Genomic DNA, 13,451 nt, shown 5'->3' on the forward strand with positions numbered 1-13,451 from the left:
ATTACAGACCTATTATATCGTAGAAAGGGTGTTTCATATGAAAAAATCATGGCTACTTCCGCTTGGGTGTACGGTTCTTTTAGGAGCTTGCTCCATGCCTGTTCAACATGGGTCCGTCGATGCGAGTGGGAACTGGAAGCCTGATCGTCCCATTGAATTTATTGCTCCGGCCGCAGCTGGAGGAGGATGGGACACAACAGCTCGAATGCTTTCAAAGACGATTGATGAAAATGATCTTGCGAATCAAAGTTTTGGGGTTGTCAATAAGCCAGGTGGTGGAGGAGCTGTTGCCTGGGCCTACATCCATAAGCGAAATGACCCTCACAACATCTTTATTGGCTCGCCTCCACTTCACTTTGTTGAGTTAGCTGGACAGTCCCAGTACGGCTACAAAGATTTTACACCGATTGCTAATTTAATAGCAGACTATGGTGCTTTTGCCGTACGAGACGATGCAAAGTGGGATACGTTAGACGAACTGTTTGCTGATATGCGAGAAGACCCATCACAAGTGACAACGATAGGTGTATCCTCTCCAGGCAGTATGGATCACATGCAGTTTATTCTGTTTGCACAAGCTGCTGGCGTGGATATTGCGAAAATTCGTTATGTGTCAGATCAAGATGGTGGCGCCATGACATCAGTCTTAAACGGAAGTGTTGACGTGATTTCGACAGGTGTTTCAGAAGCAGCTGAGCAGGCACGGGCAGGTAAGATGAAAATATTAGGCATTACAGCACCTGAACGATTAGAAGGTGACTATCTCTCCACCCTACCAACAGGGATTGAGCAAGGAATTGACGCAGAATTTGTCGTGTGGCGAGGCGTGTTTGGCCCGCCAGACATGACAGACGAACAACTTGCCTATTATGAGGATGTGTTTGAGCAAGCCTCTCTCTCGGATTCTTTTGCTGAAGTCCGAGAAGCATACGGATGGGATGAACTGTACATGGGGCATGAAGCATTTAAGGAATTCTTAGATGAGCAGTCTGTTGACTTGCAAGCAGCATTAGATGAACTTGGATTTGGTGGAAATTAGGAGGAGCGCGTATGAAACTAACCGTAAACCGCGGAATATCGCTTGTATTAATTGTTGTTGCAGCTTCGTATTTAATCATGGCGTTTCAACTACCTGAGTATGCTTTTGTACCTGTTGATTCAGACTTAATTCCAAAATTACTCGGTGCTAGCTTGCTAGTGCTTGGCATTTGTTTTTTCTTTGCGAAAGATGTAGATACGGAGGAACAGAAAAAGAAGCGGACGATCCCGAAAAAAGAGGCCTATATGCTGTTTGGAATGATGGGGCTTGTTCTTATGTATATTACTGTTTTAGAAGTAGTTGGATTTGTTATTATGACGGCTTTATTTATTCTTATCTCTTCACGTATTCTTGGCTACAGAAAATGGGTTGTGACGGTTTTAACCGCACTCATTTTCTCAGTAGGTGTTTATAGTTTGTTTAATTATGGCTTAGCGATCCGCCTACCGGCTGGAATCCTGCCGTTTTAAGGGGGATGTGTAATGGGTTCATTTGATGGATTAATGCAAGGGTTCTCAGCGGCCTTTAGTTGGGAAGGCATTTTGTTTGTTTTTGTTGGTGTACTGCTTGGAACCATTATCGGTATGATACCGGGACTTGGCCCTATTAGTGCCATCGCTATCATGATTCCGATTACGTACGGTATGGACCCTACCATAGCGCTCGTAATGATGGCAGGTGTGTATTACGGGTCAATGTATGGAGGATCGACTTCTTCCATTTTGTTAAATGCGCCAGGGGTAGCGGGCACAGTAGCAGCGGCATTTGATGGCTATCCAATGGCGAAGCAAGGGAAAGCTGGAAAAGCTCTTGCGATCTCCGCAATCGCTTCCTTTGTTGGTGGGACAGTAAGTGTTATTTTACTTATGTTGTTTGCACCTATGCTTGCAAGTGTCGCGATTTATTTTGGACCACCTGAGTACTTCGCGCTTATGTTGCTCGGGCTTACGGCAATCGCCAGTTTAAGCGAAGGCTCAACGTTAAAAGCACTAACTTCCGCTGTTCTAGGTTTCATGGTCGTAACCATTGGGATTGATTCACAGACAGGTACAACACGTTTTACCTTTGGAAGTGTTAACTTATTGGATGGAATAGACTTCCTCATTATTGCCCTTGGCGTTTTCGCTCTGGCTGAAGTGTGTTTCCTCATTTTAAATCGACGAGAATCCATGAGTGGTTTTAAAAACATTGGCAGTTTGAAGCTGAGTAAATCAGATTTAAATGAAATGAAAGGACCAATGACAAGACAATCCTTTCTCGGTTTCCTCCTTGGTATCTTACCAGGAGCAGGTGCGACGATTTCTTCATTTATTGCTTATATTTCCGAGAAAAAGCTAGCGAAGAATCCGGAGGAGTTTGGCAAGGGGTCCATTAAAGGGCTGACTGGACCTGAAACGGCCAATAATGCTGCTACTAGCGGTGCGTTCGTACCGCTGCTGTCACTAGGGATTCCAGGTTCAGGAACAACCGCTGTCATGCTAGGTGCATTTCTCGTGTTAGGCTTACAGCCGGGACCCCTTTTAATTACAGAAAACCCAACTGTTTTTTGGGGTGTTATTGCCAGTATGTACATTGGGAACGTCTTTCTATTAATTTTAAATCTACCCCTCATCCCATATTTCGTGAAGATTTTAGCTGTTCCTCGACCATTGCTGATTTCACTTGTTGTGATCTTTAGCTTAGTGGGTGTGTACGCAGTTAGCTTTAGTACGTTTGATCTTTATTTGCTTGTCTTGTTTGGCATCCTTGGCTATCTTATGCGCATTTTTGCTTTTCCAGCAGCACCCTTCATTTTAGCCTTTATTCTTGGTGGGATGATGGAACAAATGTTGCGTCAATCCTTAACCATTTCGGATGGCTCATTAGTAATCTTTGCACAAAGTCCGCTTGCTCTATCATTAATTGTATTAACGATCCTCTCGCTTGTGATTCCGACGTGGAGAAATGCAATCAAACGACGCAAAAGCAATGATCAATCAATTGGAATGTAGGAATGAAAAGCCTTATGAGCGTTGAGCTCGTAAGGTTTTTCCATTGGGATAGCTTTCAAGAAAAGGTGAGGCATCAGCTTCGTAAGAAATTCTTAAGAAAAAACCTCACTTTGTAGTAAGATTTACCAGCTATACTAACGTTAAGAATAAAGACACGCTATACTAAGAGAGGGAAGGGAGTGTAGATTCAAATGGATCGTTATCAAGTACTAGTAGTGGATGATGAAGTTGAAATTCGAGAAGCAATTAGCATTTATTTACGACATGAAAACATTGACGTTGTTCATGCAGGTGACGGACTTGAGGCTATTCAAATACTAGAAGAGAAAGCCATCCATTTAATTATATTAGACATCATGATGCCTAAACTTGACGGGATACAAACGACGCTAAAAATTCGAGACAAGCAGCACATCCCTATTATTCTATTAAGTGCAAAAAGTGAAGATACAGACAAAATTTTCGGACTACAGGTTGGAGCAGATGACTATGTAACCAAACCATTTAACCCCCTTGAACTAGTTGCACGAGTAAAGTCACAATTACGCCGCTATGTAAGATTCGATCAATACATAAAGAGTGAAGCCCTTCATTTACGAGGCCTCACACTAGATAAAGGCGAAAAACAAGTATGTGTTGATGATCGGCTAATCAAACTTACTCCAATTGAATTTCGAATTGTAGAACTATTGCTTACCTATGTTGGGCGCGTCTTTTCAATTGAAGAGATTTATGAACGAGTGTGGAATGAACCACATTACCAATCTGAAAATACGGTCGCTGTTCATATTCGTCGCATTCGCGAGAAAATTGAATTAGACCCAAAAAATCCAACGTATATAAAGGTGGTATGGGGTATTGGCTACAAAATGGAAAAGTAGATGGAAACAAATTGGCTGGCTTTTTCTTCTCAGCGCAGGAATTGGATCATTGTTTGTTGTTCTTTATTATAGCGACACCTATACATATAAAAACTATTATAAAACACCAACATTTCAACATGAATTGGATGATTTTCTGACCAAAGTGGTTCAGTTTGAATTTAAAGACCGTATGTTGGAAGAAGAGATAGAAGCAATTAAAGTGACGGATGAAGACTTGGAAGAGTACCGCTATGAGTATGGGGCAGAGTTTGGAGACATTCAATCCATTCATCAGCACTACCAAGATGAACTAGAGTGGAATGAGCTTGACGAAGATAGTGAGATGGCTCAAGTTTTAAGGGAACAACGAGATAAAGACGTTGCAACAGTCCGTGAAATCTTTGATGATGAGATCCTTACCGCTAGAATTCAAGCAGAAAAAGAACAGCAGTTAAAAGATCATTTTGGCTATCTTGAAAGAGAACGTCAAATTTTCCTTCGATTAGAATCAACCTTTCACTATTATTTTATTTCTCACGGAACAGGTGATGTCTACACGAATATGGATCACGTTGTCAAAAGTCGCTGGGAGGAATCGTTCAGTGAAGATAGTATGGAAATGTACCAGTCTTATGCGGATGTGAATGGGTTAATGGAGAGTGACTATCCGTTCTACAATTCTGAAGGCTGGTTTTTAAGTGAGGCTACTGCTACTACTAATGAAGAGACAAACATGAGCTATGAAGGAGCAATTGGCATTCCATCTGAACGAACAAGTGCCATAACATCAGCGGCTGATGATTATAGAAAAAGACAGCTTACCTTAGTAGGTTTCGCTCTTTTAGGCGTCGGGTTGGTCACAACAGCAGGCATATCGTTTAGAAGGGTTCAAAACGAGTTAGCTGAATCAACGAAGAGGTTAAAGTTAGAACGTGTTCCGACAGATCTTTTACTTGGAGTTGCCATCATCTTAAGTATCTTGTTGGTTATTTTTGGGGATCAGTTAGGCAACAATCTGCTCTATTTAAGTGAGTATTCAACTGCTTCAACTCTTTTTTCACTAGCGATGTTTCTTTTGAGCATTGGACTGCTTTTCATCGTCGTCTATCGATTTTTGACAATGAAGAAGCGGGGTACACTTAAAGAATTAGCCAAGCGTTCAATGACGTACCGTTTCACTACGGTGACAAAAGAGGCGTTTGAACATCGGTCGGTTAGTATACAATTGAGCTTATTACTCGGTACAGTTTTTTTATTTGGAGTAGGGTTGCCACTCCTTTTTATAGAAGCTAGTTTTCTTCTTTTCTATCTTATCGCATTGTTACTAGTCGGATTGCCGCTGTTTATCCTTCTTTTAAAAAGAGTTGGTTATTTAAACAACCTGATAAAAGAGTCTAAAAAAATTGTTGCAGGCGAAGCCACTGAGCCCCTTCCAATTAAAGGAGGCGCTGTGCTTAGTGAGTTAGCGCAAACCCTTAACCAACTAAAAGAAGGCTTACAGCACTCACAGCAAAAACAACTTAAAAGTGAGCGCTTGAAAACAGAATTAATTACAAATGTTAGCCATGACTTACGAACACCACTTACCTCAGTTATCACGTACACAGAGCTTTTAAAAAACGATAACCTTAGCCATGAAGAACGAGCTTCGTATATTGATATTATTGATCGAAAATCACAGCGTCTAAAACTGTTAATAGAGGATTTATTCGAAGCATCAAAAATGGCGAGTGGGAACGTAGAGTTAAAAACTGAAACCATAGATTTAAATCAATTGCTTAAGCAAGCGTTAGCGGAAAGTAATCAAGCGATTGAAGCTTCTTCTCTCCATTTTCGCGTACAAGAGGAGAGCGAACCATTATATGCAAAAGTGGATGGGCAAAAGCTTTGGCGTGTGTTTGATAATCTGCTGACGAATATCCTGCGTTATGCGTTACCTGAAACCCGAGTGTATATACACGCACGAAAAGAAGAAAATCGAATAAAAATCAGTTTTAAAAACGTCACAAAATATGAATTAGGGGATAATGTAGACGAATTATTTGAGCGGTTTAAGCGTGGTGATTCATCACGCCAAACAGAAGGATCAGGTCTCGGACTCGCTATTGCTAAATCGATTGCCCAATTACATGGTGGAGATGTGCAGCTTGAAGTAGACGGCGATCTATTTAAAGCGACAGTTCTCTTACCTCCGCTTTAAGCAATCCTAACTTACTTAACCATGTCTTTTGATTAGAGCGCTAATCGTATGCGCTCTAATTTTATATTCAAGTGGCAAAACAATTTCTAATACCACATCTTCTTTTAACGGATGACATGATCAGGCATCAGTTTCGTAGAGCTTCTATGAGCGCTGACGCATACACACGATGCCAGCCGTGGTGCCAATCTCCATATTGATTGGGGTTCACAAACGTTCGTTTCGTTGCTTCAAAATCTCCATTAAATGGGTGGAGTATTGATACATTCATTCGATAAAAAGCTTGATAGCCGATTTTAGGGTACGGGCTTGTTTCATTCCAAGCACTATTTTTTTCATGATTCACTTCAATGCAACCTATTAATGTGCATTCACCTGAAACATATCCTTCTTCAAAGCATTCTCGTTGAAAAGCAGCTGTTGGTGTCTCTCCTTTTTCCACATGTCCTCCAGGTAAATCCCAGCCTCTCTTTTTTAAATAGACGAGCATCGCCTGTTTTTGATAAAAGCAAAATCCGTGGGCACTTGTGACCTTCTCAGCAAAAGGGAGAGCACTCATTGGTATCCAAGTCAGCTGAACGAAACCATTCCCCCAACAAACGTCTAAGCTAGTCATTCCTTTAACTGCTTTATCTCTTCAATCATTCCTGTTAAATCACGAATAGATGACATTCTATCGCCTCCTTTTTTTAGTTTAACGTATTATTCTGAAAAAAGTATTAAATAGGGTGGTGAAAAGTTGTTCTTACAGGAAAGACATGTGGACTTGCGCAAGTGAATAGTGTAGGAAAGGTAAAAAAAGAGTGATTAACTCGCTCTTTTTTGCTAATAAAAAGAAATGAGGGAGATCGGAATGAAGAAAATCGGTTTAGTATTATTCATTCTTTTGTTTACGTCAAATTTAACTTTACCGTATGTGACTCTAGCGATGCAGGAAGGTACACATGTCATTAAACAATGCCTAGCAGAGGGGGAGGAAGAATCATTTGAACAGCTTTTAGCAAGTGATTGTCTATATACAATCATTGAATCGGAAGGTTTATCTGAAGAGCAATCCATTTCTTTTCTTATAAGCCAATTTGATTTGGAAGAACCAGAAATCCGTGAGCAGCTAAAAGTGTACATACAAGAGAATTTGTCTTTCCATCAAGAAGAGAACCTTTTAGAGGAAGATGACCTTATTTCAAATGATGAAAATGATTTGATCTCCGACGAACAGTTAAATACTGATCACGCAATAGAAGAAACAAGCGAAGATGCAGTAGACAAGGACTTTGTTGAGGACGAAAAAGAACAACGAGTAGAAGAAGGTACGATTGAAAAACCGACAACTGAAGCAAACCAGGAAGACGTGGATACCACGACAGATGAAACTATTAAGGAAGAGGAAGTAAACGGAGATATATCGGAAAAGATTGAAAACGAAGAAGTTCAAGTAGAGTTGATAGCTCCAGAAGAAGATGAACAAGCGGATGACATAAATGATAAAGACATTGCTCTTGAACCTGACGTACAGATTGATCGAACGAGTAAAGTACGTTACATTAGTGGGCAAGGTGCAGCGTATGATACAGCTTGGGGCAGTAGTGCAAACAAGCTGTTTGATCTTAATAGTCATAAAAACGCACGCTTTGATGTTCATTTAACGGAGCAAAAAGGTGAAGAGGTTTGGTATCAAGGGATGCTTAAAGAACAAGAAGTGTGGATAAATGAAAAAAATGTGAACGATCATACGTATATTCCGTATAACATCTCCCTAGAAGAAGCGGCTCAGCGTCAGCATGGTGTTTACGCTGTTACGGATACGTATCGTCAATTTGTTTCGGCAGAATATATTTCTTATAACAGTACTGGAAATTATTACTATGTAAATGCAGATGTATTAAATGTGCGAAGTGGACCAAGCACGGCTTATGCAGTGGTGGATCGTTTAACACGAGATACAAGGGTAACGGTTCGTGGCAATCCGCAAAATGGATGGTACCAACTCCACTGGGTTCGAGCATCTGTAGAGGATATAACGTACTACATGAATCCGAATAACTTTATAAATGATGAGAGACAACAATTTCAGTTTCTTGATTTAGCTCAGTCGAGTGGTGTAACGGTAGAAGTGTTAAATCAGTATTTGCAAGGAAAGGGAACGCTAAGCGGTCAAGGTCAAGCATTTATTGACGCTGGACGCATGCACGGCGTGAATGAAATTTATCTGCTTTCTCATGCACTACTTGAAACGGGTCACGGCACTTCGTTTCTTGCATCAGGAAATGAATACAATGGTACAATTGTCTACAATATGTTTGGAATTGGTGCTGTTGATGCATGTCCAAACGAATGCGGACTAGAGCGTGCTTACAATGAAGGCTGGGACTCACCATATAAAGCGATTGTTGGTGGTGCTGGTTATATAGGAAACAGTTACGTAAAAGCAGGACAAAATACGCTGTACAAAATGCGTTGGAACATTGATGGGCTGATTGAGAATGGTCGACCTACTCATCAATACGCGACGGATATTGGCTGGGCGTTTAAGCAAGTGAATAACATGTATAATCTTTATCAAGAAATTGGGTCTTATAATCTCGTATTAGAGATTCCAAGATTTGATGGATAGTACAGAAAACCTCCGTTTACATACTGTAAGCGGAGGTTTTCTTTATGCATTTTGGGGTAACCATATAAAATGTGCTTTTTTAGAAAAGACTTATTCTTTCACAAAATAACGAGTTGATTTTGACAATGTATAGAAAAGCATCATTATTTATCAAAAAAATATAACACGATCTTCATTCAACTTTTCAATTTAAATGTGTTAGGATGAGGAAACTCGAGAATATTGTGAGGACAGGATTTATAAATGGATAGAACAACATGGAGGACCAAGTTATGATTAAAGTGAGTGTCATCATCCCAACTTATAACAACAAAGAAGATAAGTTGAACCGAATAGTAGAGTCTTTGAATAAACAAACATTAAGTTCCAATGAGTTTGAAGTCCTGTTTATAGATGAGGGGTCGGACGATTTTTCTGCATTCAGCCGATTAAAAGAAAAAACAAGAGAGTATACTCATTATCAAGTTCATAGAATTTCCCCATCCGGTTGGGGAAGTAGGCCGAGAAATAAAGGTACGAAAGTGGCAGAAGGAGAGTATGTTTTCTTTTGCGATGATGATGACACTATTTTCCCTCAAGCTTTAGAGCGAATGTACAATTTTGCAAAAGACAATGACTTAGATGTTGTTAATCCAAAAGTAATCCGCACAAAAGGTTGGGGTTGGGGTTGGGAACAATTTAAAGAAAATGTTGTTGGTGCTGAAACAATAGGTGTACAAGCAATGGGTCCTATGACGGTACCCAAATTATATAGAAGAACGTTTATTGAGCAGCACAATCTTTACTTCTATGAAGGAGATAAAGTTTGGTGGGAAGACGTAATGTTCTCTTGTCTCGTCTTTAGCAAAAAACCACGAATAGGCATATTAGCCGATTATCCTGTTTACCATTGGCGTGAACAAAATCATTCTGCTGGTTTTGGGAAAGATCTTGAATATAAGTGGGAGCAGATTAACAATGTGGCGTCTTCATTTAAAGAAAACCTTGAAGGTGAAGATTTGGATTACATGATAACTCATTGGTACAGAACCAGAGTCTTAGGGGCATTGAGAGGGAATTTCCACAAAAAAAGTAAAGATACTCAACAAATAGAGTTCGACAAAGCTATGGAGTGGAAAGATCGTTTTGTTGATTCTCGGATTGTGGAGCGTCTAGATACTCGACATAAGATTATTGATTATTTGCTGGGAAAAGGTCGGTTAGATTTTGTAAGAAAATTCTCCCAGTCAAAGGCAGAGACTACAGCAAGAAGTTATTTAAGGAATCTCGCGTTTGAAGAAGGTTCATTAATTATCACTACAGATGCAACGGTTACGTATGATGAAGAAAAAATTGTGAATTTAAATGGAAGTCCTAACGAGGTACAAATTGATTGCGAAGAAGAAATTAAGTCGGTTTTACCTTCAACATTACTTTACATGAATGAATTAGATTCAAAGGGAAATCAATATTCACCTTCTATAAAAGGACGTTTTACAAGAACTACTTGGGAAGTTCAAGACGTGATAGATTCTAAATTCCACTTTGATCAGCATGACTCCTATTTTAATGTTCGTGGCGAGCTTACATTTAGACTAACACTAGATGATTTTATTCAAGATTACGATGATGCGCATCAACCATGGGACCTTTCTACGAAATTTAACTACATGGATTTGGGGGCTCACCGGGCAATAGCAAGTAAGCAGAACTTTAAAAAAGCTGCAATCATTAATGGAAATACGTACGTCGTCTACAAAAACAAATCTGAATTAGTTTCAATCGATTTAAACTCAATCGTTCATAATTTTCTAGCTGTCGCTACACTTAATCTAGATGCCATTCAAAATCGAGAAGGGTTAATCTTAATCCCCATAGAAAATGTGTATGCATACGGTCAAAGCGAAGTCTCCTATATTGCATCCATTTATAATGATAAAACAGAAGCGTTTATTGATTCAAAAGCGAGCATTATCGTGGACGGCGGTTCAGCTTATTTACAAATAGATAACGTGAACAACCTGAAAGGCAACTGTAAAATTGAAATTGCATTAGGGGAGAAATCACATGCGTTTGAAGTGACTATATAAGTTTTTTAAGAAGGGTTGGTACGAATGCCAACCCTTTTTTACGTTGTCTATGAATAAGGACTTTAGCGGAATTTCATGAAAACTGTCGGAATTTGTTATTAATATATGAAATTAAACTATGAAAAAAGTGTAAAATCTATTAAAATCTATGTAGTCAGTATTAAATTTTTAGGAGGAATAGAGTGAAACGGATATGTATGTTAACCCTTATTTTTACAATTCTTATTAACATGACTCTTCCATCTGTTGGATTTGTAAAAACCATTCCTGAAGATAATATCTTTGAGAACAACGGAATTGATCTTATGGAGGATACCCAATTAGTTGATAAATGCTTTATTGATGAGTATGGGCTCAGTTATAAAGAATTTCTAGAAACTAATGGAGTAAAGGAATATTTTCACAAAGAAGAACATCAATCTTTGGTTGATTGTTTAGTATTGAACAAACAACTAGAGCTCGAATCAAATAATGAATTATTGAATGAAGATGAATATGAGACGGTAAATGAATCAAACGAAGAGTTAGGAAAACAGGAAGAAGAGAATCGAGAAGAGCAAGAAGAGGACAGTAGAGAAGAGCAAGAAGAAGATAGTACAGAAGAGCTCAGCGAGGACGATGCTAGAGAAGAGCAAGAAGAAGACAGTACAGAAGAGCTCAGCGAGGACGATGCTAGAGAAGAGCAAGAAGAGGACAGTGCTAGAGAAGAGCAAGAAGAAGACAGTACAGAAGAGCTCGACGAGAACGATGTTAGAGAAGAGCAAGAACTAGAAAAAGACACTCTAGAAACAGAAAAAAGTGAAGAAAAGAAAGAAGAAGATTTGGAATCAACTCTTTTTTGGAGTGCTGGTATACAAGCCTTTGCTGAACAGTCAGTAAACAAACTAGGACACATTAATCGCACTGCTACAATTTATAAAGAACTAGGAAAAACTGAAACAGTCAGTACAAACAACTTGTTGCACGCGGTGTACTACGTGAAAAAACAAGCGACGTACAATGGTGAACGCTATTATGAATTGAGCAGAAATTGGAATGGAACAGGAGTGGTAGGCTGGGCAAAAGCTTCAGATTTAAGTGTACGTGACCACGTCTTGATTAATCGTGACCAATTCGATATGCAAGTAAAAGGAACTGGAAACGCATATACGAAAGCGTGGGGTGGCTCTCAAGATTTGGTAGCGAGCCTTTCTGGAAAACGAGGAACAATCTTTAAAATCAATTTAACAGAACAAGTAGGAAATCACACATGGTATCGAGGCACACTAGATGGTCAACAAGTTTGGATACAGAGTACGCATGTAGAAAAACCAAAGATAGTGGAAGAAGCAACGAATAAATTAGGGCACATTAATCGTACAGCTACAATTTATAAAGAACTAGGAAAAACTGAAACAGTTAGTACAAGCAACTTGTTGCACGCGGTGTACTATGTGAAAAAACAAGCGACGTACAATGGTGAACGCTATTATGAATTGAGCAAAAATTGGAATGGAACAGGAGTGGTAGGCTGGGCAAAAGCCTCAGACTTAAGTGTGCGTGACCACGTCCTTGTAAATCGTAATGCCAGTACGATGTATGTTATTGGAAGTGGAAATGCCTATTCGAAAGCGTGGGGAGGTTCTCAAGACTTAGTTTACAACCTTTCTAACCGCAAAGGGAAACAGTTTTTGGTCAACCTTACTGAAAGAGTTGGAAATGCAACGTGGCATCGAGGCACGATTGAGGGTCAACAAGTTTGGATTCAAGCAAATCATGTAACGACGGATGTAGTGCCGATTGAAAATTTCACACGTTACAATATTGCATTGGAAGAAGCTGTTAATCGACAATTTGGACCATATGCAGTTACTGATACATATACACAGTATGTTTCAGCAGAACACGTTAGCTATTCAAGTGCAAATGGCGGTTTCTATTATGTAGACACACCGGTATTAAATGTTCGTAGCGGTCCTGGAACAGCATATGCTGTTGTTGATCAGCTCGTTCAAGGAACGAGATTGTCTATTCGACGTTCAACAAACGGTTGGTATCAATTAATGTGGGTAAATGCAAAAAAAGAAGATATTTCTTATTACATGAATCCATTTAATTTTCTTGACGATGCTCGCCAACGTTTTCAATTTCTTGACTTATCTAAGCCTAGTGGTGCATCTGCCAATGTCTTAAATAATTATTTAACTGGAAAAGGGACTTTAAGTAACCAAGGACAGGCTTTTATAGACGCTGGAATGACACATGGTGTAAATGACATTTATCTATTGTCACATGCCCTGCTTGAAACCGGTCATGGTACATCTACATTAGCCCGAGGCGTTGAGGTTAATGGGACGGTTGTATACAACATGTACGGTATAGGAGCCCGTGACCATTGTCCAATCGAATGTGGCTCTCAATATGCATACGATCAAGGTTGGGATACTCCATACAAAGCCATAGTTGGTGGGGCAAGTTTTATAGGGAACAGTTATATAAAAAGTGGACAGAACACTTTATACAAAATGCGCTGGAATCCTGCTGGCCTTGTAAACAATGGTAGACCAACCCACCAATACGCTACAGATATTGGTTGGGCGTCAAAACAAGTCCACACTATGTACAACCTTTACCAAGAAATCGGTTCGTATTCTTTAACACTTGATATCCCAGACTACAATGGCTAAATCAAGTAC

The 13,451-nt window shown here is 39.6% G+C and carries 9 protein-coding genes; 8 read left to right on the top strand and 1 reads right to left on the bottom strand.

The window, feature by feature from the left end; all coding sequences use genetic code 11:
* Positions 1-37 precede the first annotated feature (37 nt).
* The 5 genes from BK583_RS02440 (at position 38) to BK583_RS02460 (ending at position 6,093) form a co-directional block, all read left to right on the top strand.
* Complete coding sequence (locus tag BK583_RS02440) at positions 38-1,039, top strand: tripartite tricarboxylate transporter substrate binding protein (RefSeq protein WP_055735374.1); 1,002 nt, start codon at positions 38-40, stop codon at positions 1,037-1,039.
* Positions 1,040-1,050: 11 nt separating this feature from the next.
* Positions 1,051-1,509 carry a tripartite tricarboxylate transporter TctB family protein gene (locus BK583_RS02445; RefSeq protein WP_038483851.1) on the top strand — a complete coding sequence of 153 codons (459 nt, stop codon included), beginning with the start codon at positions 1,051-1,053 and terminating at the stop codon, positions 1,507-1,509.
* A gap of 12 nt (positions 1,510-1,521) precedes the next feature.
* Entirely contained in the window at positions 1,522-3,030 is a 1,509-nt protein-coding gene (locus BK583_RS02450; protein WP_055735373.1) for a tripartite tricarboxylate transporter permease, read from the top strand.
* Positions 3,031-3,221: 191 nt separating this feature from the next.
* Positions 3,222-3,911: a response regulator transcription factor gene (locus BK583_RS02455; protein ID WP_055735372.1), complete on the top strand. Its 690-nt coding sequence runs from the start codon at positions 3,222-3,224 to the stop codon at positions 3,909-3,911.
* Complete coding sequence (locus tag BK583_RS02460; protein ID WP_055735371.1) at positions 3,889-6,093, top strand: sensor histidine kinase; 2,205 nt, start codon at positions 3,889-3,891, stop codon at positions 6,091-6,093. The genes BK583_RS02455 and BK583_RS02460 overlap by 23 nt, the downstream gene beginning before the upstream one ends.
* Positions 6,094-6,220: 127 nt before the next feature.
* On the opposite strand, the gene BK583_RS02465 is transcribed toward BK583_RS02460, so the two are convergent.
* Positions 6,221-6,709 carry an NUDIX hydrolase gene (locus BK583_RS02465; protein WP_055735370.1) on the bottom strand — a complete coding sequence of 163 codons (489 nt, stop codon included), beginning with the start codon at positions 6,707-6,709 and terminating at the stop codon, positions 6,221-6,223.
* A 237-nt stretch (positions 6,710-6,946) separates the two neighbouring features.
* Here BK583_RS02465 and BK583_RS02470 point away from each other — a divergent pair, with 237 nt between their 5' ends.
* The 3 genes from BK583_RS02470 to BK583_RS02480 all read left to right on the top strand — a co-directional run bounded on the left by BK583_RS02470 (position 6,947) and on the right by BK583_RS02480 (position 13,442).
* Positions 6,947-8,707, top strand: coding sequence for an N-acetylglucosaminidase (locus BK583_RS02470; protein ID WP_055735369.1), 1,761 nt, complete (start codon positions 6,947-6,949; stop codon positions 8,705-8,707).
* Between the two features lie 272 nt (positions 8,708-8,979).
* Positions 8,980-10,776 carry a glycosyltransferase family 2 protein gene (locus BK583_RS02475; RefSeq protein WP_055735368.1) on the top strand — a complete coding sequence of 599 codons (1,797 nt, stop codon included), beginning with the start codon at positions 8,980-8,982 and terminating at the stop codon, positions 10,774-10,776.
* A gap of 182 nt (positions 10,777-10,958) precedes the next feature.
* Positions 10,959-13,442: an N-acetylglucosaminidase gene (locus BK583_RS02480; RefSeq protein ID WP_139366154.1), complete on the top strand. Its 2,484-nt coding sequence runs from the start codon at positions 10,959-10,961 to the stop codon at positions 13,440-13,442.
* The last annotated feature ends 9 nt before the right edge of the window (positions 13,443-13,451 follow it).

The sequence above is a fragment of the Shouchella oshimensis genome (assembly GCF_002019765.1).
Lineage (GTDB): Bacteria > Bacillota > Bacilli > Bacillales > Bacillaceae_D > Shouchella > Shouchella oshimensis.